The organism is Streptomyces sp. NPDC055013 (genome assembly GCF_053608645.1).
The window spans coordinates 144,950-168,188 of record NZ_JBSGVW010000015.1; the positions used below are offsets into that span (position 1 = coordinate 144,950).

Annotated in this window: 21 protein-coding genes and 2 pseudogenes; 10 read left to right on the forward strand and 13 right to left on the reverse strand. The window is 71.1% G+C overall.

Annotated elements, in window-relative coordinates:
• Genes ACWGDB_RS20940 through ACWGDB_RS20960 form a run of 5 tightly spaced genes read left to right on the forward strand, consistent with a single transcriptional unit; the run spans position 1 to position 4,571 of the window.
• Positions 1-900, forward strand: a complete 900-nt coding sequence (locus ACWGDB_RS20940; protein ID WP_453823767.1) for an STAS domain-containing protein — start codon at positions 1-3, stop codon at positions 898-900.
• Complete coding sequence (locus ACWGDB_RS20945) at positions 897-1,319, forward strand: STAS domain-containing protein (RefSeq protein ID WP_453823768.1); 423 nt, start codon at positions 897-899, stop codon at positions 1,317-1,319. Before ACWGDB_RS20940 ends, ACWGDB_RS20945 begins: the two co-directional genes overlap by 4 nt.
• Positions 1,316-1,759, forward strand: a complete 444-nt coding sequence (locus ACWGDB_RS20950; protein ID WP_453823769.1) for an anti-sigma regulatory factor — start codon at positions 1,316-1,318, stop codon at positions 1,757-1,759. Before ACWGDB_RS20945 ends, ACWGDB_RS20950 begins: the two co-directional genes overlap by 4 nt.
• Entirely contained in the window at positions 1,759-2,832 is a 1,074-nt protein-coding gene (locus tag ACWGDB_RS20955; RefSeq protein ID WP_453823770.1) for a SpoIIE family protein phosphatase, read from the forward strand. Before ACWGDB_RS20950 ends, ACWGDB_RS20955 begins: the two co-directional genes overlap by 1 nt.
• Positions 2,829-4,571 (forward strand): PP2C family protein-serine/threonine phosphatase, encoded by a 1,743-nt coding sequence (locus ACWGDB_RS20960; RefSeq protein WP_453823771.1) that lies wholly within the window; start codon positions 2,829-2,831, stop codon positions 4,569-4,571. The genes ACWGDB_RS20955 and ACWGDB_RS20960 overlap by 4 nt, the downstream gene beginning before the upstream one ends.
• Before the next feature lie 9 nt (positions 4,572-4,580).
• On the opposite strand, the gene ACWGDB_RS20965 is transcribed toward ACWGDB_RS20960, so the two are convergent.
• The 5 genes from ACWGDB_RS20965 to ACWGDB_RS20985 form a co-directional block, all read right to left on the reverse strand.
• Positions 4,581-5,081: a MarR family winged helix-turn-helix transcriptional regulator gene (locus ACWGDB_RS20965; protein ID WP_453823772.1), complete on the reverse strand. Its 501-nt coding sequence runs from the start codon at positions 5,079-5,081 to the stop codon at positions 4,581-4,583.
• A 102-nt stretch (positions 5,082-5,183) separates the two neighbouring features.
• Complete coding sequence (locus ACWGDB_RS20970; RefSeq protein WP_453823773.1) at positions 5,184-5,504, reverse strand: GYD domain-containing protein; 321 nt, start codon at positions 5,502-5,504, stop codon at positions 5,184-5,186.
• Between the two features lie 107 nt (positions 5,505-5,611).
• Entirely contained in the window at positions 5,612-6,175 is a 564-nt protein-coding gene (locus tag ACWGDB_RS20975; RefSeq protein ID WP_453823774.1) for a TetR/AcrR family transcriptional regulator, read from the reverse strand.
• Between the two features lie 16 nt (positions 6,176-6,191).
• On the reverse strand, positions 6,192-7,625 hold the full coding sequence (locus ACWGDB_RS20980; RefSeq protein ID WP_453823775.1) for an amidase: 1,434 nt from the start codon (positions 7,623-7,625) through the stop codon (positions 6,192-6,194).
• Positions 7,612-7,833, reverse strand: coding sequence for a hypothetical protein (locus tag ACWGDB_RS20985; protein ID WP_453823776.1), 222 nt, complete (start codon positions 7,831-7,833; stop codon positions 7,612-7,614). The genes ACWGDB_RS20980 and ACWGDB_RS20985 overlap by 14 nt, the downstream gene beginning before the upstream one ends.
• A gap of 97 nt (positions 7,834-7,930) precedes the next feature.
• Here ACWGDB_RS20985 and ACWGDB_RS20990 point away from each other — a divergent pair, with 97 nt between their 5' ends.
• On the forward strand, positions 7,931-8,860 hold the full coding sequence (locus tag ACWGDB_RS20990; RefSeq protein ID WP_453823777.1) for an MBL fold metallo-hydrolase: 930 nt from the start codon (positions 7,931-7,933) through the stop codon (positions 8,858-8,860).
• Here the strand turns inward: ACWGDB_RS20990 and ACWGDB_RS20995 are convergent.
• Positions 8,837-9,892 (reverse strand): zinc-dependent alcohol dehydrogenase, encoded by a 1,056-nt coding sequence (locus ACWGDB_RS20995; protein ID WP_453823778.1) that lies wholly within the window; start codon positions 9,890-9,892, stop codon positions 8,837-8,839. The genes ACWGDB_RS20990 and ACWGDB_RS20995 overlap by 24 nt on opposite strands.
• A gap of 115 nt (positions 9,893-10,007) precedes the next feature.
• On the opposite strand from ACWGDB_RS20995, the gene ACWGDB_RS21000 reads away from it, so the two are divergent.
• Positions 10,008-11,723 carry an IlvD/Edd family dehydratase gene (locus ACWGDB_RS21000; protein WP_453823779.1) on the forward strand — a complete coding sequence of 572 codons (1,716 nt, stop codon included), beginning with the start codon at positions 10,008-10,010 and terminating at the stop codon, positions 11,721-11,723.
• 75 nt (positions 11,724-11,798) lie between these two features.
• On the opposite strand, the gene ACWGDB_RS21005 is transcribed toward ACWGDB_RS21000, so the two are convergent.
• From ACWGDB_RS21005 to ACWGDB_RS21020, 4 genes are all read right to left on the reverse strand, one after another.
• Entirely contained in the window at positions 11,799-12,293 is a 495-nt protein-coding gene (locus tag ACWGDB_RS21005; RefSeq protein ID WP_383605811.1) for a peptidylprolyl isomerase, read from the reverse strand.
• A gap of 102 nt (positions 12,294-12,395) precedes the next feature.
• A complete protein-coding gene (locus tag ACWGDB_RS21010) occupies positions 12,396-13,388 on the reverse strand; it encodes an esterase/lipase family protein (protein WP_453823780.1) in 993 nt (330 codons plus the stop codon).
• Between the two features lie 362 nt (positions 13,389-13,750).
• Complete coding sequence (locus tag ACWGDB_RS21015; RefSeq protein ID WP_453823809.1) at positions 13,751-14,440, reverse strand: GAF and ANTAR domain-containing protein; 690 nt, start codon at positions 14,438-14,440, stop codon at positions 13,751-13,753.
• 972 nt (positions 14,441-15,412) lie between these two features.
• Positions 15,413-16,798 carry an MFS transporter gene (locus ACWGDB_RS21020; protein WP_453823781.1) on the reverse strand — a complete coding sequence of 462 codons (1,386 nt, stop codon included), beginning with the start codon at positions 16,796-16,798 and terminating at the stop codon, positions 15,413-15,415.
• Between the two features lie 248 nt (positions 16,799-17,046).
• Here ACWGDB_RS21020 and ACWGDB_RS21025 point away from each other — a divergent pair, with 248 nt between their 5' ends.
• Positions 17,047-18,159 carry a methyltransferase domain-containing protein gene (locus ACWGDB_RS21025; RefSeq protein ID WP_453823782.1) on the forward strand — a complete coding sequence of 371 codons (1,113 nt, stop codon included), beginning with the start codon at positions 17,047-17,049 and terminating at the stop codon, positions 18,157-18,159.
• Here the strand turns inward: ACWGDB_RS21025 and ACWGDB_RS21030 are convergent.
• Both ACWGDB_RS21030 and ACWGDB_RS21035 read right to left on the reverse strand, forming a co-directional pair.
• Positions 18,128-18,925, reverse strand: a pseudogene (locus ACWGDB_RS21030) (ThuA domain-containing protein); the annotation flags it as partial. The gene ACWGDB_RS21025 and the pseudogene ACWGDB_RS21030 overlap by 32 nt on opposite strands.
• 23 nt (positions 18,926-18,948) lie before the next feature.
• Positions 18,949-21,183 (reverse strand): RICIN domain-containing protein, encoded by a 2,235-nt coding sequence (locus ACWGDB_RS21035; RefSeq protein ID WP_453823783.1) that lies wholly within the window; start codon positions 21,181-21,183, stop codon positions 18,949-18,951.
• A gap of 294 nt (positions 21,184-21,477) precedes the next feature.
• On the opposite strand from ACWGDB_RS21035, the gene ACWGDB_RS21040 reads away from it, so the two are divergent.
• Both ACWGDB_RS21040 and ACWGDB_RS21045 read left to right on the forward strand, forming a co-directional pair.
• Complete coding sequence (locus ACWGDB_RS21040) at positions 21,478-21,870, forward strand: VOC family protein (RefSeq protein WP_453823784.1); 393 nt, start codon at positions 21,478-21,480, stop codon at positions 21,868-21,870.
• A gap of 111 nt (positions 21,871-21,981) precedes the next feature.
• Positions 21,982-22,213 (forward strand): annotated as a pseudogene (locus ACWGDB_RS21045) (SpoIIE family protein phosphatase); the annotation flags it as partial.
• A 27-nt stretch (positions 22,214-22,240) separates the two neighbouring features.
• On the opposite strand, the gene ACWGDB_RS21050 reads toward ACWGDB_RS21045, so the two are convergent.
• Positions 22,241-23,239, reverse strand: a complete 999-nt coding sequence (locus ACWGDB_RS21050) for an LLM class flavin-dependent oxidoreductase (protein WP_453823810.1) — start codon at positions 23,237-23,239, stop codon at positions 22,241-22,243.

Genomic DNA, 23,239 nt, shown 5'->3' on the forward strand with positions numbered 1-23,239 from the left:
GTGCCGGAGCAGCAAGCGGCAAAAGGTCAGAGCGATCCGGCTGAGGAGGTCGGGGACTTCCTGCGGCAGCGCCGGGAGCAGATCGCACAGCGCTGGGCGGACGCGGCCCTGTTCCGCACCGTGTTCACCGTCTCCCGGGACGAGGCGGTGGAAGCCGGCCGGGCCGTTGTGGAGGCGCTCGCCGCGGTGGCCGCGTCGGGACGTGTGGAGGACTCGGAGGCGGACGGGTTCACCGTCGTCCGCGAGCAGCTGGCGCGTACGGCGCACTCCCGGGCGCGGGCAGGCGCCACCCTCGGGCAGATCGCGGCCGAGATGGACGCACTGCGGCGGCCCGTCACCGACCTCCTGCTCGACGAGCTCTCCGACGCACCCGCCGAGCACGTGCGGGAGTGCACCACGGCCCTGACCGTGCTGATGGGCACCCTGCGCCTGGTGATGCACGAGACGACGACGGTCGCGGGGCAGGAACTCATCAACCGCCAGCGGCTGGAACTGCTCGAAATCGCCACCCCCGTGATCAAGTTGTGGGAAGGTATCGTCGCCGTACCGCTGATCGGCACGCTCGACAGTGCCCGCAGTCAGGTGGTGATGGAGACGCTCCTGGACGCCGTCGTCGAGCAGCACGCCCGCATCGCCATCCTGGACATCACCGGGGTGCCCACCGTGGACTCCCTGGTGGCGCAGCATCTGATGAAGACCGTGGCGGCGGCGCGACTCATGGGAGCGGAGTGCATAGTCTCCGGGATCCGGCCGGCCATCGCGCAGACCATCGTCCACCTCGGCATCGACCTGAGCGATGTGCTCACCCGCGCCAGCCTCGCCGACGCCCTGGCCTACGCCCTGCAGCAGCAGGGCGCCCACATCGTGGCGAGCCCCACATCGGCCGCGGAGCCCCGGTGACGGGCGTGTCCACCTTCCCGTACGAAGGCCATGTGCCCGTTCTGAGGCTGGGCGGGGTCCTTCTCGTCACCCTCCAGGGCGACCTGTACGACAGCACGGCTGAGCAGCTCCGCCAGGACATCGGGGAGACGGTCTCCGACAGCGCGGTCAACGGTGTGGTCATCGACCTGTCCGGGGTCGAGATCGTCGACTCCTTCATGGGCCGCGTGCTCAGTGACGTCGCGGCCATGACCAAGCTGCTGGCCGCTCAGACCGTGGTCGCGGGGATGCGCCCGGCAGTGGCCATCACCCTGGTGGAACTCGGCCTGACCCTGCCGGGGCTGCGCACCGCCCTGAACACAGAGGAGGCCATGCGCCTGCTAGGGGCCGAGGTGTCGGCCCTGCCCCGCGGCGGGCGCCCACGCCGGGAGCGCCCGTGACCCACAGCACCGGCAGTGTCTCCGCCTGCCTGCCGATCCACTCGGACCTCGATCTGGTGCGAGTGCGACAGCATGTGCGGCAGATGACCGCCCAACTCGGGTTCGGCCTGGTCGAGCAGACCAAACTCGTCACGGCGGCCAGTGAGCTGGCGCGCAACGCCCTCGTGCACGGCGGCGGGGGACAAATGGAGTGCACGGAGGTGACCAACGGCGCGATACAGGGCCTGCGTCTCGTCTTCAGCGACGAGGGCCCCGGCATCGCCGACCTGGACCAGGCCCTCGGCGACGGCTACACATCCGGTGGGGGGCTCGGGATGGGGCTGGGCGGATCCCGGCGCCTGGTCCACGAGTTCTCCATCGACAGCAGCCGTGGCAGCGGCACCACCGTGACGGTGACGTCCTGGATCTCGGGGCCGCCGCGTCCGCGCGAGGCGCCCTGATGCCGCGCGTCTGGGAGGTGCCGGTGCACGACTCGACGCGCGTACGCGGCGTCCGCGTGGCGGCCGGGGCCGCGGCCCGCCGTGCGGGGCTCGCCGAGGACCGGGTCGTCGCCGCCGAGCTCGTGGCCACCGAACTCGCCACCAATCTGCTGAAGCATGCCGGTGGCGGGCAGATACTGCTCGACCTCGTGGGTCCGTCCGTTCCGGCCTACGGCGACGAGAGGATCTCCATGGTGCAGATCATGGCCGTCGACCACGGACCGGGCATGCGCGACAGCGACGCGGCACTGCGCGACGGCTATTCGACCGCCGCCTCCCTCGGTGCCGGTCTCGGCACCTGCCGGCGCACGGCCGACGACTTCGGCCTGCACAGCACACCCGGTCGGGGAACGATCGTCATGGCCAGGATCGGTCCCCGCCCGCACCGGGAGCCCGCCGGCCTGCACACCGGCGCGCTACCGGTGCGGGCCGGGGGAGTCAACATCCCCCTCGCGGCAGCGGAGTTCTCCGGCGACGCCTGGACCTGCGTCCGGACGTCGGACCACGTGACGCTGATGCTGGCCGACGGCCTCGGCCACGGCCCCCTGGCGGCCGACGCGTCCTCCGCCGCGGTGGAGGCGGTGCGAACCGCGCCCCACCTGCCACCGGCCGACCTGCTGCGGCGCCTGCACGGCGCCCTGCCCGACACCAGGGGCGCGGCCGTGGCCGTCGCTCAGCTCGACGTCACCGCCGGACGGCTGTCCTTCGCCGGAGTGGGCAACGTGGGGGCCCGGCTTCGTCGCGGCGACAGCTGGCACGGGCTGGTCTCGCGCCCCGGCATCGTCGGCGCCCACTTCCCCGCGCACCTGCCCGCGCACCACGAGACCTGGACCGACGACTGCCTCCTGGTCCTGCACAGTGACGGCCTGCCGAGCCGCTGGAGCCCCGGCCCGGCCGTCCACACCCCGACGCCCCTCGACCCCGCCGTGATCGCCGCCTCGATCGTGCGGGACGCCAGCAGCGCCGCCCGGCCGGTACGTGACGACACCGCCGTCGTCGCGCTGAGCCCCTGCCCCCCGGACCGCTCGTCATGACCCGCACCTGGTACGTCCGCAGCATCACCGACGCCGCGCAGGCCCGCATCGCCACGGCGCGGCTGGCCGCCGCGTGCGGAGTGCCCCCCGTCGAGCGCACCCGCCTGGTCACCGCGCTCACCGCACAACTGAAGCAGTGCCTCACCAAGGGCGGTGACTGGCAGGTCGGCGTGGCAGCGACCCTGTCACCCGGCCGGGGCGAGTTCGGGGTCGAGGTGGCCCCGGCGAAGCGACGCCCCGAGGACCGGCAGCGCCCGTGGCGCGCGTCCGTCCCCTGCGCCGAGGACGCGGACCTCTCCGTCGGCGAGCACGCGGCCGACGACCCGGCACTGCTCGCCGAGGCCCTGTTCGGCGCCGACGAGGACGCGGCCCTGTTGCTGGAGCGGCTGGACGAGCAGGAGGCGCTGGTCGCCTTCCACCGCGAGGAACTCCACCAGACCAATCAGGGCGTGCTGGCCCTGCACGCCGACCTGGACGCCGCCGGCCGCGCCCAGCGCGAGCTGTTCGACGCCGAGCAGAAGGCCCGCAAGGAGGCGGAGAACGCCCGTGGCCGGCTGACCTTCCTGGCGGATGCCAGCGCTGCCCTGACGGCCTCCCTCAACCCCGAGGCCATCGTGCGGCTGCTGCCCGCCCTGCTGGTGCCGAGATACGCGCGCACCGTCGACGTCTGGCTGTTCGACGGCGTGGACGACGCGCTGCGCAGTGGCCCTCATCCGGCCGCCGCCGTCCTCGCCGCCCGCCGCGGGCGCCCCCAGTACGCCGCCGACCACCCCGGCGGCCTGCCCGGCGTCGACGACCAGCCGCCCTCGGCCCTCGGCCCCGGCCGCCCCCTCCTGTGCATCCCACTGCTCTCGCGCCGGACCTCGCAGGGCGTCCTCACCCTGTCGGCGCCGGACGAGCGCTGGGACGCCGACGACGCCGTGATGCTCATCGAACTGACCCGCCGGGCGAGCATCGCCCTGGAGAACGCCAGGCGCTTCGAGCACAACCGCGACATCGCCGAGACTCTGCAACGCGCCCTGCTCACCGACCTGCCCACCACAGAGGGCCTGACCCTGGCCGCGCGCTACCTTCCGGCCACCCGGGGCCTGAACATCGGCGGTGACTGGTACGACGCCTTCCGTCAGCCCGACGGCAGCCTCATCACCGTCATCGGGGACGTCACCGGCCACGGGCTGCACGCCGCGGTGATGATGAGCCAGCTGCGCACCGCCCTGCGCGCCTACGCCGTCGACGGCAGCAGCCCCGGCGAACTCCTGACGCGACTGCACCTGTTCCTGCACCGCCTGCGCCTCGACCTGTACGCCACCGCGGTCATCGCGCGCTTCCACCCGGACGACCCCACACTCACCTGGGCCGCCGCCGGCCATCCGCCACCCGTGCTGCGTACCCCCGACGGTCAGGTGCACACGCTCGACGCCAAGCCCGGCGCGATGCTCGGCATCCCGCTGAAACAGGAGATCCGCGACCACACCGTGCCGCTCCCGCCCGGATCGACTCTGGCGCTGTACACCGACGGGCTGGTGGAACGCCGCGCCCACGGGATCGACCCCGGCATCCAGCGACTCGCCGAGGTACTGGGCGACTTCCGCCCGGCCGAACTCGAAGACGAACTGGACGCATCGGCCGACCGGCTCCTGCACCCGCTGCTGCACGACTCCGAACACGACGACGACGTATGCCTGTTGCTCTGCCACGTGCACGGCGACGCGGGACGGCAGCGGGCGGCGGAATCCTGAGCGACGCGCTCAGCGCTCGGGCCTGGCGTGCGCACCGGGTGCCGGTCCCGGTTCCTGGTTGCCGGGGAGTCCGCCCTCGTGGAAGGCGCGCAGTGCCTGTTCGAGCCGCGCGCGCCGCGCGGCGGGAACCCCGTCGAAGGCGGTGGCCAGCCGCAGCGACAGCCGCTCGGTGACGTCCCCCAGGACCGTCCGCCCCTGGGCCGTCACCTCCAGACGCACCTCACGCCGGTCGCCGGGCTCCACGCATCGCCGGAGCAGCCCGGCGTTCTCGAGCCGGTCGCAGAGCCGACTGGCGGTGGGAAGCCCGACCCGCAGATGCTCGGCCAGTCCGGTGACATTGAGCGCCGGTTGACGGCGTACGGCCCTCAAGGCGCGTATGTGGCGCGGCGGCAGCCGCGGACTGACCTCCTCCACGGCCGAGAACCAGAGCGACACCAGGTTCTCCACGGCGTCGACGAGCTGCTGTCCGACGAGGTCGGGGGCGCTCTCGGGATCCGGTTCGCGGCCCATGAAGACTTCTCTCTCCGTCGACTCAGGCCTGGGGTCCATCAGTGTTGGGGCCTACCCGAAGCGCGGGAGAGTACACAGGCGAGCTTTCAACCGTTCCGCGGCCTACTTGCCGGGGGCCCGGAAGGCGACCTCCCGCCGCGCCGCCTCGTCGATCTCTTCGAGGGTCAGCAGGGGAGTGGCCCGGGTGTGGAGGGCGCCGCTGGCCTTGACGGTGAGGCTGACAGCGGCCATGGAGACGGGATCGGGGAAGTCGACGATGCACACGAAGTCGTGCTCACCGAAGGCGAAGTACATGGCTTCGACCGTGCCGCCGAGTCCGGCGACCACCTGTTCGACAGCGGCGCGACGGCCGCTCGCGCCCTCCTTGAGCAGCCCCTTGGTGCCCTCGGGCGTGTAGGTCGCCTGGATGAGGTACTTCGGCATCGGGACGCTCCCTGACCATCGCTTGTCGTCTGACAAGGACGGCCTTCCCGCCGTGACGGCGGCTCCCGCTCACCGCACGGGTGGATTCACTCGTTGGCAGCCGGACTTCACGCCTCTGCTCTGCCGGAACTCGCCACGAGGTGACGGGCGTAGGCGGCGTCCAGTCCGTCCGGGCGGAAGAGGATGCGGTACATCAGGGGCGCGACGACACGGTCGATGACCGTCTCGACGTCGGGAGCAGCTTCCCCGCGCTCGACCGCGCGGCCCAGGATGACGGCGATCTGCTCGGCCGCGTAGTCCGAGCACTGACCGGCATTGCTGCCGTCCGGGTCGCCGAGCAGGGCGTCGCGGATGTAGGCGCGGCCCGCGGGGGAGGCCATCTCGTCCAGGAACTGCTCGGCCCAGGCCGTCAGGTCGGAGAGCAGGTCACCGTGCTCCTCCGGCGCCGTCTCGGGGCGCAGGCGCTCGACGGCGACGTCCGACAGGAGTTCCTGCAGGTCGCCCCAGCGGCGGTAGATCGTCGACGGCGTCACGCCTGCACGCTGGGCGACCAGCGGCACGGTCAGGGCGTCCCGCCCCACCTCCGCTGCGAGTTCGCGTACGGCGGTGTGGACCGACGCCTGAACCCGGGCGCTGCGCCCGCCCGGGCGCACCATCTGTCTGCGTGCCATGCAGGGATTGTATCCGCTAAAGCAAATTCTTGGCTTTAGTTCCCGCTGTGGTTTGGGGCTCGCGGGCGGGGACGCTCATCTCGTACGCGTGACCGACCCGCAGAAGCATGGCCTCCCCGAGAGCACGGCCGAGGAGCTGCATGCCGATCGGCATCCCGGCGCGGTCGTGGCCGACGGGTACCGAAAGTGAGGGTACGCCGGTGATGTTGGCGGGGGCCGAGAGGCGTACGTAGGCGTCGGAGACGCTCTCCACCGTGCCGTCGGGCCAGGTGAGCGTCTCCTGGCCGACCGGCACCGCGGTCGTCGGGACCGTCGGGGCGGCGATCACGTCGACCCCGTCCAGCAGTCGTGCCCACTCCTGCCGCATCAGGGTCCGGGCGCGCTGGGCGCGCAGGTAGTCCCCGGCGGGCATCAGCTCCCCGGCTTCGAGGAGGATGCGTACGTCCGCCCCGTACAGGTCGGGCATCGTCCGCAGCGTCCGCTCGTGGTAGGCGGTGGCCTCGGGAACCATCAGGCCCCACTGTGTCGCCTGGATGTAGCGCGTCATCGGGATGTCGACCTCGACGAGCCGTGCGCCGAGCTCCTCGAGCCGGTCGACGGCCCGCCGGACCGCGGTCTCTACCTGTGGGTCGACATGGTCGAAGTAGTAGGTGCGGGGTACTCCGACGCGCACCCCAGTCAGGTCCGGGCTCGGCGCTGCCGGTCCGCCGACACCCTGCCCGTAGTTCCCGGACGGGACGGGCAGTGAGGCCGGGTCGCGCGGGTCGTGCCCGGCCAGGGCGGACAGGACCACGGCCGCGTCCGCCACCGTGCGCGTGAGAGGACCGACGTGGTCCAGCGACCAGGACAGCGACGTCACGCCGTGGCGGGGGACCAGGCCGTACGTCGGCTTCAGGCCGACGACCCCGTTCAGCGCGGCGGGCACCCGGATCGACCCGCCGGTGTCGGTGCCCAGGGCGAAGGTCGCGGTCCCGGCCGCCACGGCGACGGCCGACCCGCCGCTGGAACCGCCGGCGACCCGGCCCCGGTCCCGGGCGTTGCGTGTCTGCGGGGTGGTCAGCCCGTAGGCGAACTCGTGCGTATGGGTCTTGCCGACCAGGACCGCGCCCGCTGCCGCCAGGCGTGCGGCCACCGTGCTGTCGGCGTCGGCTCGGTGGCCGGCCCGGACCCGGGAGCTGGCCGTCGTCGGCAGGCCCGCGACATCGATCAGGTCCTTCAGGCCCATGGGGATCCCGTGCAGCGCGCCCCGGAAACGGCCGGCCGCCACCTCACGCTCGGCCGCGACCGCCGACCGGCGCGCCTGCTCGGCCGCCATCGTGACGTAGGCCCCCAGCGCCGGCTCGACCTGCTCGACGCGATCGAGGACGGAGTCGACCAGCTCGACGGGCGACAGTCGCCGCTGCCGTATCGCGTCGGACGCGGCGACGAGGGACAGCTCAGACGGCTGCATCGTGCCTCTCCTCTCCGGTTCGGCGGCCCGCATCGAAGGCGGAGGCGGGCGGGGTGTCACCGAAGTCCAGTTCCCGCAGGACCGAGACGACGGCATGGATGTGCTGGGCGGTGACCGCCACCCCGGCGTGGCGGGCCTCGTCCAGGGACAGCCCGGCGCGGGCGGCCCAGCGGGCTGCCTCCGGCGGTGTGAGTTCATCGGCGGACATGAAGCTGCTCCCGGTAAAAGCTAACGGTTTGCTTTAAGTGACCGTAGGGCCTAGCTTTTCTTAAAGCAAATCTGTTGCGTTTAGAAGGAGGGGCCTCATGCCCAGGACCACTCACACCCCATCGGCCGACGACTCCGCCGCCCCGGCCTCCATCCCCTCCTGGACCGTGGGCGAGCTCACCGTCCACCGCATCGACGAGGCCCCCCTGGCACCGGCAACCGGGCCGTGGCTGCTCCCCGACGCGACCACCGACGTGGTCTCACGGCAGGACTGGCTGCGCCCCGACTTCGCCGACCACCAAGGCACCCTGCACCTGGACAGCCACAGCTTCGCTTTCGAAGCGGGCGGTCTGCGCGTGCTCGTCGACACCGGCATCGGCAACGGCAAGACGCGTGCGAACCCGGCCTGGCACGACCTGCGGACCGGCTACCTCGAGCAGCTCACCGCCGCCGGATTCCCGCCGGACTCCGTCGACCTGGTCCTCCTCACCCACCTGCACACCGACCACGTCGGCTGGAACACCCAGGAGGTCACAGGCGAGTGGGTGCCCACCTTCCCCAACGCCCGCTACGTCACCTCCCGTACCGAGCGGGAGTTCTGGGCCGGGTACGACATGGACGAGCCGCGGCGGCACATGTTCGACGACTCCGTGATTCCGGTCGAGGAGGCAGGGCTGCTCGACCTCGTCGACGTCCAGCCCGAGGGCACCGACATCGCCCCGGGCCTCCGCCTGCTCCCCACCCCGGGGCATACGCCCGGCCACGTCGCCGTCCAGCTGACCGACGGCGGGAAGTCGGCGCTGATCACCGGAGATGCCGTCCATCACCCCGTCCAGTTCGCCCATCCCGCCATCGGCTCCTGCGTCGACATCGACCCGCGGCAGTCCGAGGAGTCGCGCCGCAAACTGCTCGGCTCCCTCGTCGACACGGACACCCTCGTGCTGGGCACACACTTCCCGCCGCCCACCGCCGGCCACGTGATCACACACGGAGACGCCTATCGGCTACGGCCGGCCCGCGCTGCCTGACGCGAGCGAGCTGGCCCCGTTCAGACCGGGGTCCACATGGATCTTGGGGCCGGGCCCGGCGCCCTCCGGTCGCCCACCCGCGAGAACCGGGCCCACCTCGTCGAGACCGACGGTCGCGGCCACCAGGGGCCTGGGGTCGACCGCTCCGGACGCGTAGGCGCGGATGGTGGCGTCGAGGCCGGGCGAGGCCGACAGGATGCCCACCGCCGTCACGTCCTTCAGTACGAGCGCGCGCGTGTCGATCCTGCTCGGTTCACCGGCCAGTCCGATGTACACGACCCGGCCGCCCGGTTCGACCAACTCCAGTGCCTTCTGCGGCAGATGGGCCGCGTTCGTGGCGTCCACGACCGCGTCGAAGGGCAGGTCCGGCAGGGACCCCTCGTCCCATACGTGCTCGAATCCCAAGGCATGCGCGAACGCGGGGGAGTGGTCGGGGCGGTCCAGCAGGTGAACCTCCGCGCCCGCCGCCCGTAGGAACAACGCGACCAGGAGGCCGATGGTCCCGGGCCCCAGGACGAGAGCACGGGCCCCGGCGCGGGGCGCGGCGGCCTGTGCCGCGCGCAGGGCATTGCCGCCCGGCTCGACGAGTGCGCCGAGTACCGCGTCGACGGAGTCGGGCAGGGCATGCAACGAGGATGCGGGAACGGCGAGTTGCTCCGCCAGTGCCCCGGCCCGCCCGCCCCGGATGCCGACCTCCTGGCGCTTCTCGCACACGTGCTGAAGCCCCCGAAGACAGCGGTGGCAGCTGCCGCAGCCCAGCATCGTGTCGCCCATGACGCGGCGCCCGGTCCAGGCCCGGTCGACGCCGTCGCCGACCGTCGCGACCCGCCCGGCCCACTCGTGCCCCGGCCGCATCGGGTAGGAGGAGTGCCCTTGGTGGAGGTACGCCATGGCGCCGGTGAAGAACTCCATGTCGGTGCCGCACACGCCGACCCGCTCGACGTCGACGACGACTTCACCGGGCGCGGCCACCGGCGCCGGGAGGTCCTGGACCTCGTACGCGCCGGGCGCGGTCAGGACGAACGCGCGCATGAGCCGACGGCAGTCGGGCCGTCCTCACCGGGGGCTGTCGAGCCGTCGTACCTCTGCGTATGCTCCATGGCGTTCCAGACTGTAGACCTCCGTACCGACCGCCGGAAGAGGTCCCATGGTGAGGCTGCGCAGCGCACAGTGGTACGCGGGACAGGACCGCAACGCCTACATACACCGCGCATGGATGCGCAGAGGCGTACCCGGCGACGCATTCACCGGGCGCCCGCAGATCGCCATCGCCAACTCGGCCTCGGACCTGGCCCCTTGCAACGCCCATCTCGGCGAGGTCGCCTCGTCCGTGCGCGACGGCGTGTACGAGGCGGGCGGCATCCCGCTGAACCTGCCCGTGGTGTCCCTGGGCGAGACGAACGTGCGGCCCACCGCCATGCTCTGGCGCAATATGGCCGCCATGGCCACGGAGGAGATGCTGCGGGCCAACCCCATTGACGGAGTCGTCCTGCTGGGCGGCTGCGACAAGACCATCCCGTCGCTGCTCATGGCCGCGGCATCGGTGGATCTGCCCGCCGTCGTCGTGCCCGGCGGTCCGATGCTGACCGGGACGTTCCGCGGTACGCCGCTGGGCTGCGGCACCGATGTGTGGCGGCTGTCGGAAGAGGTCCGCGCGGGCACGCTCTCGCAGGAGCAGTTCACCCGCTCCGAGTCGGCGATGATCCGCAGCCGCGGTCACTGCAACACCATGGGAACCGCCTCCACCATGGCCCTCGTGGCCGAGGCCCTCGGCACGGTCGTCCCCGGCGTGGCCGGGACCCCCGCCCCCGACAGCCGTCTGCTGGAGGCCGCGCACCTCACCGGCCGACTTGCGGTCGACATGGTGGGCGCCGACCGCCGGCCGGGCACCTTCCTCACCAAGGCGTCCTTCCACAACGCGATCGTCGCGCTGGCCGCCATCGGCGGCTCGACCAACGCCGTCGTCCACCTCCTGGCCCTCGCCGGCCGCCTGGGCATCGGCCTGTCCCTCGACGACTTCGACCGCATCGGCTCGCGCGTACCGGTCCTGGTGGACCTTCAGCCGGCGGGCCGCTTCCTCATGGAGGACTTCCACCGCGCCGGAGGGCTGCTCGCCGTCCTGCGCGAGGTCCGCGACCTGCTCGACCCCGACGCCCTGACGGTCACCGGGGAGCCGTTGGCCGCCGCGCTCGACGACGCCCCGATCTGGGACGGCGAGGTCATCCGCACCCGCGCCGAACCCCTGGTCGCCGAGGGCGGCATCGCCGTCCTGCGGGGCAACCTCGCACCCGACGGCGCGCTCATCAAGCCGGCCGCCGCCTCCCCGCACCTGCTGCGTCACCGTGGCCGGGCCGTCGTCTTCGACTCCATCGAGGACTTCCACGCCCGCATCGACGACCCAGGACTCGACGTGGACGCCGACTCCGTCCTCGTCCTGCGCGGCTGCGGCCCCAAGGGCTACCCGGGCATGCCCGAAGTCTCGAACATGCCCCTGCCGCAGAAGCTTCTCGCACAGGGCGTCCGTGACATGGTCCGCGTCTGCGACGGCCGGATGAGCGGCACGGCATACGGCACGGTCGTCCTGCACGTGGCGCCCGAGGCCGCGGCCGGCGGCCCTCTCGCCCTCGTGCGCACCGGGGACTTCGTCACTCTGGACGTCGAAGCCCGCCGTATCGACGTCGACGTACCCGCCGACGAACTGGCCCGCAGAAGCCCGAGCGAGGCATCCGCCAAGGCCTACGCCAACCCCCGGCGCGGCTGGGAACGCCTCTACGTCGACCACGTCCTGCAGGCCGACACCGGCGCCGACCTCGACTTCCTCGTGGGCTCCAGCGGTTCGGACGTCAGCCGCGAATCGCACTGACCGCGGAAAAGAGATCAGGCCCATCGGGCCCGCATGGTGCGGACCTGATGGACCTGATGTGCGGCTGAGGCTGCGTCAGGCGACGATGCCGCAGTCCTCGACGACGATCTTCTTGGCCGTCGCGCCCGAGCGGTTGCCGAGGGCCTCGACCGCCTTGACGACGTCCTCACCCTCGATGACCTCGCCGAAGACGACGTGCTTGCCGTCCAGCCACGGCGTCACCACGGTCGTGACGAAGAACTGCGAGCCGTTGGTGCCCGGGCCCGCGTTGGCCATGCTCAGCAGGAACGGCCTGTCGTGCTTCAGCTGGAAGTTCTCGTCGGCGAACGTCTCACCGTAGATGCTCTTGCCGCCGGTGCCGTTGCCCGCGGTGAAGTCACCACCCTGCAGCATGAACTCCGGGATGACCCGGTGGAAGGGCGAACCCTTGTAGCCGTAACCGTGCTGGCCGGTCGCCAGCTCACGGAAGTTTCGTGCGGTCTTGGGCACGACATCGTCGAACAGCCGGAAGACGATGCGGCCGAGGTTCTCGCCATTAGCAGAAATACTGAAGAACACGTTCTCGCTCATGGCCCTGATTCTGCCCAATCGACGCGGCAAGGTCGAACTGACCGGGCCGGGCGGCCTCAGAACGCTGCTCGGACGGCCCCGAGCGGGCCCTGATCTGCGGGGTCACCCGCCGAGGAGGGGTGCCGAGAAGCGGCAGTGCACGCGTTCGGCGTGTGCGGGGTCGAGGGCGTTGAGGACGAGCTGGGCGGCGTTGGAGTCGTAGGCGATCGACAGGTGCTCGGAGCGGTCCTGCGGGCAGACGTCCTGCAGAGTGATGTTGCGTACGGTCGCGCCCCGCCCGGCGGTGAGGAACTGGTTGTGGTACGGCGTGACGGCCTCGTCGTACCGGGTGGCGATGACGGTGTAGGCGACGCCTCGTTGGGTGTCGCCGTCCCGGTCGAGCGTGGTGTTCACCCGGGACCCCACCAGCTGGTCCGAGTACGCCTGCCCCGCCACGGCGGACACCGTCGGGTTGAGGCCGAGTGCGGTGGTGAGGGTGCCCAGACCGGACAGGGTCGTGCCGTGGTTGGACGGGGCCAGACCGATGAGCCGGCGCACCTTGTTGTGCGACGGACGCGCGGGGTTCGTTCCCCCCTCGAACCGCAGGTACCAGCGGGGCAGCAGACCTCCGCCCTGGGAGTGGCCCACCAGGTCGACCTGCCGGGAACCGGTGGCCTTGAGCACTCGGTCGACGTATCGGGCGACCTCGCGGGCGGAGTCGGGGATGTGCCGGGTGCCCTTGAAGGGAACTTTCGGTGCCCCGCCGTAGTTCGGCGCGAAGACGCAGTACCCGGCCTTCTTCAGCTGGGGCGACAGCATGCTCCAGTTCGTGTGGGCGTTCGTGAGGGTCGCGTGCAGCAGGACGACGGGGCGGGGGTGGGCGGCGGTCGGCCGGCACTTCCAGTTGTTCGCCCCGGCCGGCGCGGCGTCCGGCTGGAGGGTTCCTCGGACGAAGGCGGCGGGGGCCGCGGTGATCCCTCCCTCGGGCGGGGTCGGGCGGTCGGCCGCCACCGACGTGCCGGGCAGGCCGAGCGCCAGAGTTGTGACCGCACCGGCGGTTGCCCACCACGTGATCAGGCGGGACCGCGGGGCAGGCCGGACACGGCGATGGGACATTTCTTCCGCTCCTCGTCAGGGTCGGTCACAGCAGCTGACGAGCAAGATCCTCAAGGAGCGGCCGCCGACGTCACGGCCATTCCGCACCGAAGCCCCCCGTTGGAGTGGCGGCTTTCATTCGTGCGGCTCCGCTTCGTTGCCGCGGCAGGGCATGCGAGCGGGGTCGACCTGAGAAGCGGGCCGTCACGCCCCGGTGAGCACGAGGTCCGGCAGACCTGGCAATCCTGAGGCCAGGTGCATGCGTGAAACGCGGGGAGATGGGGACTTGGCGATAAGGCCGGGCTTAGCGGCGTTCCCCTTGGGGGCTGGCCTGACCAGGCTCCTCTGGTTCAGACCTCGAGCCGGGGGAGCCGACCGCGAGTTCAGGACAGACTGCCGCGCTCGCAGATCATTCGGGCGACCTCGCGGAGTTTGACGTTGTTCTTCTGCGAGTATCGGCGCAATACGTCGAACGCTCGTTCTTCTGTCAGGTCGTGGCTCCCCATGAGAATGCCCATGGCCTCGCCGATCACGTGGCGGGTGGCGACGGCGTTCTCCATCTGGGCGTGCGCGCGGGCGCTGGAGAAGGCGACCGCGGCGTGAGAGGCCAGCAGCCAGCCGGCCAGCTCGCTGGCCTCGGTGAACGCGCCGCGCTTGCGGGAGTAGAGGTTCAGTGCGCCGAGATCTTCGTCATCGGTGTACAGCAGGAAGCCCATCATGCTGCCCACCCCGAGCTCATGGGCCTGGGGAGCGTAGGCGGGCCACTGCGGCTGGTCACGGGTGAAGTCCGGGATACGGAACACCCGCTCGCCGTCCTTGACGCGAGCGGCGTCGAAGCAGGGTCCCTCGCGCAGCCGCTCCTGCAGCTGGTCACTGTCGACGACCAGTTGTTCCGTGGGCGCCAGCGTCTGAACCCTCCGGCCGTGCAGCACGAGGATGCCGGCCGCTTCGCAGCCCTCCACCAGCTCGGTGGCCGACTTGGTGATCCGATCCAGGGTGGCATCGACCGACTCCTGCGAGAGCAGTTCCCGCGCCATCGACGCCAGCTCCTGCGCGAACCGAGCCCAGTCCATCGCACCCGCCACCTCTCCGTTCGCCTCGGTGCCACCGTGCACCCAGCATTCCACGCGACGGTCGCCGAGTGTCGGGACCGGCGCCTCCGGAGCGGTTGCCCGGTTCGGAGCGGCGGTCTTCCGCGGAGGAGCGGGTGCCGTCGAGAACCACGCATGCGCGAGCCGTCACATCGTGCACGGGGTCGTCGCTGAGAGTGACGCTGGAGAAGGCCCCCGTGACCGACCCTGTCCTCGGCACGGCCCAGGAGCTGGCCACGGCGCGCCTCCAGAGCACTCAGCGACGCCCTGGCGATGTCCGCCAGGGCGTCGGGCACTGCAGATGCTCCGGCGAAGTCGCTCGCGGGCGCTTCTGTCCGTCGAGGGCGCGCCGTCCGGGGGTGCTCAGCATTACGCCGGGTTCGGCGGCGGCCGGGCCGCTGCGGGACGGGGCCGGGTGCCGGGGGTGGGCGTACGCCGCGTCGGCATGGTGCGACAGTGTCGCGATCAGGTCGTCGAGTACCGAGGTGCGCTGCGTACGGAGTCCGAGGCGGCGTACCAGCCGGCCATGACAGGAGAGAGCCGGGTTCGATGACGTCCAGGGCGATCCGCGCGAGTCCGGCGACATTGCGCGGGCACAGCCACTGCTCGCGGGGGTGGTTCTCCTCGCAGGCGGCGTTCGGGTCAGGGAAATTGCACAGCTGCCTGGCGAGGTCCTTGTCGAACTCGGGCTCATGCTCCCGGTAGGGGTGCGTCTCGTGCTCACAGGGCCGGTCGCGCAGGGCGCAGTCGGCCGCCTCCAGCGCCGCCCCTGGCCTCCTGTGCGACGCCGGGACCGGACGCACAAGCGATGTAGGGGGCCATCATCAGGAGTCCGATCGTCCCCACGTAGGCCGATTCCCCGCCGGGGTGGGCGGCAAGTCGGGCGGCGCAGTCGCGGGCGCCGAACCTGCGCAGGAATACGACGACCCACCCCGCCAGGAAGCCCCAAGTCCCCTACGCCCTCTCGGACTTCCCCGGCACGCACAGCCACGCGAGGCAGGCGGCCGTGAGGTAGGCGAGTGCGCCGATGGTCATGCTCGTGCGCAGGCCGGTGTCGTAGTCGATGGCTGTTGCCAGCAGGCTGCCGCCGAGGGCCACTCCGGTGGCGCTGCCGATCTGGCGGGTGGTGTTGAACAGGGCGGAGGCAGCCCCCGAGTACGCCGCGGGCGCCGCGCCCATCACGGTGGCGGTCGAGCCGGTGAGGGCGAAGGAGGTACCGAACCCGGCGGCCATCATCGGTGCCACCAGCAGCGCGTACGCGGGATCGGCTCCCGCCGCGGCCCAGCCGGCCAGTCCCGCCGCGGCCAGGAGCATGCCGGAGATCACCAGTGGGCGATCGCCCGTGCGGCGGGTCAGCCGCCCGGACAGGACGGACGCGAACATGGTCATCGCCACGGCCGGGAACAGCGCCAGCCCGGTACCGAGGGCGCTGAAGCCGCGCTGATGCTGGAAGTACAGGCTGGCGGTGAACACCATGCCGTAGAAGCCGAAGTTGAACAGCAGACCGATGACGGCCCCGCCGCTCATGGCGCGGGAGCGCAGCAGGTCCAGCGGCAGGGCGGGAGCGCGGGCCAGCCGCTCGCGCAGCACGAACGCCGCCGCGGCCAGCACGGCCAGGCCCACCCCGGCGAGCACCGCCGGGTCGGACCAGCCGCGCCGGCCGGCCTCGTTGAGCGATGCGGTCAGCAGCGCCACCGCGGCCACGACCGCGACCTGCGCCGGCCAGTCCAGGGCCCGGTCGGCACGCCGGGGCGAGCGTGCGACATGACGCAATGTCAGCACCAGACAGACGACCCCGACAGGCAGGTTGATGAGGAACACCCAGCGCCAGCCCGCCGTGGAGACGAGCAGCCCGCCCAGCAGCGGCCCGGCGGAAGCCGCGATACCCGCCATCGAACCCCACAGCCCAAAGGCCCGGGAGCGGGCGGCCGGCTCAGGGTAGGCCTGCTGCAGCAGCGCCAGGGAGCCGGGCACGATCAGCGCCGCGCCCAACCCCTCCACCAGCCGGGCCACCACCAGGAATGCGGTGCTCGGCGCGAGCGCGCACGCGGCCGACGACACCGTGAACACCGCCACGCCCGAGCAGAAGACCCGACGATTGCCCAGCCGGTCACCCAACGCACCACCGGTCAGCAGGAAGCCGGCGAAGACCAGGGTGTACCCGTCGGTGATCCACTGGATGCCGGTCAGCGAGGCCGACAGTTCCCGGCCGATCACCGGCACGGCGACATTGAGCACCGTCACATCCAGGATCACCATGAAGTATCCGGCGCAGACCGCCAGCAACGGTACCCACGACCGACGCCTGCCCCCTGGCGCGGACTCCTCCGCGAACGCCACGGCCCCAACTCCATCCCGTCCGCGGAGGCTCTGGATCACGAGTCACAGTAAGGGACATTTGCGTCATATCGGTGGAGCCAGGATCTTGGCCGCCACCTCCGGGCCCGCACCCCACCGCTAGACTGCGCCCATGACGTACTTCTTCCACCTCCGCTAGGCACCGTCGGCGAAGCGAGGATCCCCCGTCGCCGACGACGCGGGGCAGCGGAGCGCTGTCCCGAGTGCTGACGTGGAAGAAGAAACAAACCATGCACACGCCCCTCGTGGCGCGCTGCCTCCGCGGCCTGGAGGCCGTGGTCGCCGCCGAGGTTCTCGGGTCCGGGCTCGGCGCCGTCACCGAACTGCGCCACCGCGAAGTCCACTTCCGTACACGCCGGTCCGTGCCGGCGCTGCGCACCGCGGACGACCTGTTCCTGCTCGCCGCCCGGCGCCACGACATCGGATCGACACGACAATCCCTGCACGACCTCACCGAACTCGCCGATCCGGCCGGGATCGACCACCTCCTGTCCCTCCGCCGGCGCAGCGCGACGACGCCCACCCCGGACATCACCGGCATCGACGTCTCGGCCTCCTTCCTCGGTCGGCGGACCTTCACCCGTTACGACGCCGAGGACGTGGTCGGACAGGCCCTGGCGCGGCGCCTCCGCGTCCCATACCACTCGCGGCGGGCAGGAACCCCGCCCCCACCCGGCTGCTGGGGCTGGCGGCTGACCCTGGACGGCACGCAAGCCACGCTCATGCTGCGGCTCGCCGACCGACCGCTGCACCGCCGCGCCTACAAGCAGCGCACCATCCCGGGCACCCTGCACCCACCACTCGCCGCAGCCATGGCCCGGCTGGCCGACATCCGCCCCGGCCACTTCGTCCTCGACCCGTGCTGCGGCGCCGGCACCCTGCTCATCGAGGCGGCACTCGCCCAAGGGGACGCCCGTTTCCACGGCTTCGACCTCTCCGTGGACGCGGTCGCCGCGGCCCGCGCCAACGCCGGTGAGCTGCCCGTCGCCATCCGCCGTGGTGACGCCGGCCGGCTCCCCCTTCCCGACGGCGCCGTCGACCGCGTGCTGTGCAACCCGCCCTGGGGCGCCCAGGTCCGGGCCCGCGGTCTGCTCGCGGACGCACCTTCCCGCTGGTGGACGGAACTGCGCCGGGTCCTCGCCCCCGACGGCACGGCCGTACTCCTCCTTCCCGACCGCGACGACCTCGCCGCCGCCATCCGGCACCACTTCACGCCCGTTCACGTGGAACGGCTGCGCCTGTTCGGGGCACAGCCGTTCCTCGTCCGTCTGGCGTCGGCAGCGGGTGCGGGCAGGGTGACAGCTATTCAGCCGCGCGGCCGAGCCACTTCAGGCCGTCTATGAGGAAGCGGTTCTGGGTGGGGCTGGAGAACGTGGAGGACAGGCGGGTGTTGGTGGCGTAGTCCATGGCGTTGTGGCCGAAGTTCGCGTACAGCATCCGGTACTGGGTGTTGGTCCACAGGATCGGGTAGTAGCCGCTGTACCAGGACTGGTTGGGGTCGGTGCCCAGGGGGAAGCTCGTCGGGTCGACCGATGCCAGGATCTTGATGTTCGGCTTGGTGCGCAGGTCGTTGAACCAGCTGTACCACTCGCTCACCGCTGAGGTGAACGTCGCCGGCAGCGTGGGCGTCGAGGGGTGCGTACGGTCCTCGGTGCGCAGGATCGCCGTCGTGGGACCCCACGTGTTCGACCTGAAGTTCCCGCTGCCGAGGAAGGTGTTGTGATACCAGGGCCACGATCCGGCGTCGGTCGTGAACGCCGAGACGTGGAAGCCCATCCAACCGCCGCCTGCTCGCATGTACCGCTCGAAGCCGGCTCGCTGAGGCGCGGTGTCCGGCGCGTCGTCGAGGAAGAGGACGACCTGGTAGTCGTTCACCCCGCCGTTCGCGAGCAGGTTCCAGTCGGTCGTCGCCCGGTACGTGAAGTTGTGCTGGGCGGCAGCGCGCGGAAACCATTCGTTGGCTTCCTTGACGAAGTCGATGTGTGCGGCGTCCCAGGTGCCGTTGTAGAAGGCGATGACCTTGAAGGCGGGCGCCTGGGGCGCGGCGGAGGCGTGGAGTCCGGCGGGCCCTGGGGCTGCTGTCAGCCCCAGCACCAGCGCCAGCCCCATCAGCAGTCGTACTGCCAGCCGCCTCACGGGTGGCTCACCAGGTTGGCCACGTTGGTGGAGGAGTTGGAGGGGCCGCCCCGGTCGTTGATGACGTGCCGGATGGTTCCGGTTCCGCCGAGCGAGACGGTCACCATGTTCTGGAAGCGGACGCCAGGAGTGTTGGGGACCTCGAAGGCGCGCTCGGCGGTGACGGACGGGTTGGCGTTGAAGAAGCAGTAACTCCCCAGCCCGTACGCCTGGTGGCTGGTCACGGAGTTCGCGACCTTGTAGGCGGCGTAGCCCTGGGTGGAGCCGTTCATCCAGGCGGCCTGGTTGGGCGGATCGTAGGGCATTTCGTTCTGGTAGAAGTACGTCCGCCCGCCGTTGCCGTTCCAGATGGTCTGGTGCTTCTGGTAGTGCTCGACGAACAGGCCGTACATGGTGACGTTGTCGCCGTTGACGATGAGGCCGGTGTCGCCGGTGTTGGTGTTCCAGCCGATGCCGCTGCCGTGGTCGCCGCGCCAGATCCACATGTGATCACCGATGACGTTGTCACTGTTGACGACGAGGCTGGTGGTCGCCTTGCCCACGGCGGCACCGCCGACGCGGAAGTACACGTCGTGCATTGAGGTGGGGTTCGTCGCGTGGTTGGCGGCGGCGCCGGCCGGGCCGATCTCCACCAGGGTCTGGGAGTTGGTCGTGCCCGCGTCGAAGAGGACGCCTGCGATCTTCACGCCGTCGACATCGGCGACCGTCATGGCCGTGATGCCGTTGTCCGGGATGAACGTGGCCAGGCCGAGTCCGAGGACGACGGTGTCGGGGCGGGTGACGCGCAGCGTCTGGTTCAGGTGGTAGACGCCGGGGGTGACCAGCAGGTTCTTGCCCTCGGCGAGCGCGGCGTTGATCTGTGAGGCCGTTGCGCCCGGCTTGACGACGAAGAACTGGTCGATGCCGAGCGAGCTGCCCGCCGCGGCGCCGTTCGCCCAGCTCGTGCCCGAGGAGTTGGTCCGCAGGGAGGGCACGAACACCCGGTAGGCGCCCGCGTTGTCGACGTACAGGAAGGGCTTCTCCCGTACGGTCGGGGTCTGGTTGACCGTGGTGTACGGCGGGTTGGGGAACGTGTTGCCGGGTACGCCCTGGCTGCCGACGAAGACCATGTTCCAGTTGGAGCCGGTCCAGCTGCCGAGCTGGGAGTTGCGGGTCAGCCACTGCTGCTGCGTGCCCGAGCGGACCTGCCCGTCGATCTTCGTGTCGGCCATGAAGCCGCCGCTGGACCAGCCGCCGTCGCTGAGTTCGAGGTTTCCGCGGATGTGCATGCGCCGGTAGCCGGAGGCCTGCGAGACCGCCCAGCGGTCGGTGCCGCCCGTGGGGTTCACCGAGAGGTTCTCCGCGCCGCGCCAGAAGTTGTGGGTGGCGTTCTGCGGCGGGAACCAGTCCGCCTCCACGTGCACGGCGCCGTTGATGGTGACCGAGTCGGGGGACTGGCCCAGGCCCAGGACCTGGGTGTAGAAGCCCACGTTGACGTCATTGCTGTACGTGCCCGGCTTGAACATCACCGCATGGCGCTCGGAGCCGAACTGGTTCGTCTCCTGCTGCCGGAATATCGAGTCCAGCCGGCTCTGGATCGTGGACGACGGCATCGACGGATCGAAGACGGCCACGTTCGGGCCGAGGTCGACATCCCCGGGGGCAGTGCTCACGGGCGCGACCTGGAAGCGCTGGGCGGCTGAGCCGTTGCACGTGTACTGCACCAGCTGGACGCTGTCGGCCGTCGAGGCGGACGGTACGTCAAGACACTTGCCGCTGTTCCGGTTGACGAAGTGGTAGGCGCCACCACCCTCATCGACGGCCTGCCACTGCTGGTTGTTGCCGCCGCCGTACGTCCACAGATGCACGGCCGCGTTGTCGGCCGTGGACACGTCGCTGACATCCACCACCTGCTGGGCGTCGTTGCGGTTGTTGATCCGCACATAGCCGTCGCTGGTCGGTGTGAAGCTCCACTGCTGCGCCGTGCTGTTGTTGCAGGCGTACTGCTGCACCGCCGTGCCGTTGGCGGTGCCGGCCGCTCGCGCGTCCAAGCACTTGCCGCTGCCGCTGTTGACCACCGTGGACCAACTGGTGGGGAGGGCGGCGGCGGAAGGGGCTGCGTCGGCGGCGTGTTCCGGGGCGGCCTGGGTGGGCTGGACGGCGCTGAGGAGCGAGGCGGCCGTGGCGGCGGCGACGAAGGCCGCGGTCAACGGACCGCGGCCTCTGACGGCTGGTCGTGAGGTAGGGGGCATGTCTTCTCCTGCGCCGGCGAAGCGGCATGGGTGGGGGGTGAAGGGGGTGAGAAGTGAACGCTTATTTCAATGCATGATTTAAGAAGTGACGGAAACCACTGTCAAGGCTTTGGTATAGGCCAACTCCGATGGTGTGTGCGTCGTCGATCCGCCAACGCGGTAGGGGAGTTGGGCCGCCCGGCTGAAGGACGCACGACCATCCGGACGGCTGCCAGCGCGGCGTGCCGCCCGCCGCGGCGCGCGTGATGTGCCCTGAGAGGCCACAACGGCTCACTCACGAAGGAGACACCCGGCATGCTCGGACAATCGCAGGCGTACAGCGGCTTCTCGGTCGACGATCTCGACGTGGCCCGCCGGTTCTACGGTGAGACCCTCGGCCTCCAGGTGGAGGACATGGGACAGGGCGAGATGCGCATGCTGATCGTGCGGCTCGGCGGTGGCGGGCACGTCTTCGTCTATCCCAAGGACACGCACACCCCCGCTACGTTCACGATCCTCAACTTCCCCGTGGACGACATCGAAACCGCCGTCGCCGAACTGGAGCGGCGCGGCGTGACCCTGGAGCGCTACTCCGGCTTCGACCACGACGAGAAGGGCATCGTTCGAGTCGGCCAGGGCGGCCCCGCGGCGATCGCGTGGTTCACCGATCCCGCCGGGAACGTGCTGTCCGTGGTCCAGGAGGACTGACCGACCGACGTCGGCATCGGTGCGGAGACTCGCGAAGGGACCCCTCATCCGTACGGCGGTGTCGGGGCCCGCTGCCGCCCCGGCCGGCCCCCGTCGCCGGGCACGCGACGGGCGGCCTGCCGCAACGCCCGGCGCACCGGTGCGGATCTGCCCGAACTGGTGCAGAGCGTGGACGACGCCTTGGTGCGGAGGCTCCCGGACCAGTTCTGCACGGGTGGGTGTCCTCGCCCAGCGCTCCCGGTGGACCCATGAGATCACCCTCCGGCCCGGAGACCGGGTGCTGCTCTACACCGACGGTGTCACGGAGTCCCGTACCCGGGAAGGCGGCATGTTCGGCCTGGAGTGCCCTGAGCGGGGTGGGAGGCTTGCCCTACGCGGTGGCCGGCTCGTCGCCCTGCGCAGGTGATGACGCGGCGATGAGCTCGAAGGACCGGAGGCGGTCCTTCAGGGCGTACACCGGTGACACGAGCATCAACTCCTGCGCGCCGGTCGCGTCGGCCAGCTCCGTGAGACGGCGTACGACGGTCTCGGGGTCGCCGTACGCCTGGTGCGCGTGGAACGCCGCGAGGGCCTGCCGCTCCTGGTCGGAGAAGGGATGTACGGCCGCTTCGGCGGGGGTGGGAAAGGCGATGTCGCTTCGCCCTTGGAGAAGTCCGACCTTGACGACGTTCATCGGGCCGACGAGCCATTCGGCCTCTTCGCGCGTCGGGGCGCACACCGCCTCCACGCACAGCAGCACACGCGGGTTCGGACACCAGCGGGACGGCACGAAGTGCGCGCGGTAGTGCCCGATCGCGGCAGTGGTGTTCTCGGGGCGGAAGTGGTGGGCGAAGGCCATCGGCAGACCGAGCTGCGCGGCGAGCGCGGCACCGGCGGTGCTGGAGGCCAGCAGCCACGGCTCGGGCAGCGAGCCGAGCGCGACCTCGTCGACCAGGAAACGCAGGGTCGCCACCACATCGTCGCGGTACTCCTCGTCCGTCGCCGGCCCCGCCCCGCGCCGCAGGGCCAGCGCCGTCGCCGCGTGCACGGTACCCGGGCCACGGCCGATCCCGAGATCGACGCGATCGGGGTGCAACGCGGCGAGCGTGCCGAACTGTTCGGCCAGCATGATCGGAACATGGTTGGGCGCGAGGACGCCCCCGGAGCCCAGCCGGATCGACGACGTCGACGCGGCGGCGTGAGCGACCAGTACCACCGGCGGGAAGGCGCCGATGGCGGGGGAGTGGTGATGCTCGGCGTACCAGAGGCGCCGGTAGCCGAGCCCTTCGACGCCACGGGCGAACTCGGTCGTGTCCCTCAAGGTGTCCGTGGGGTCCGTACCGTTCTGGACCATCGCGACTTCGAGTACGGAGAGCGGCACACCCATCAT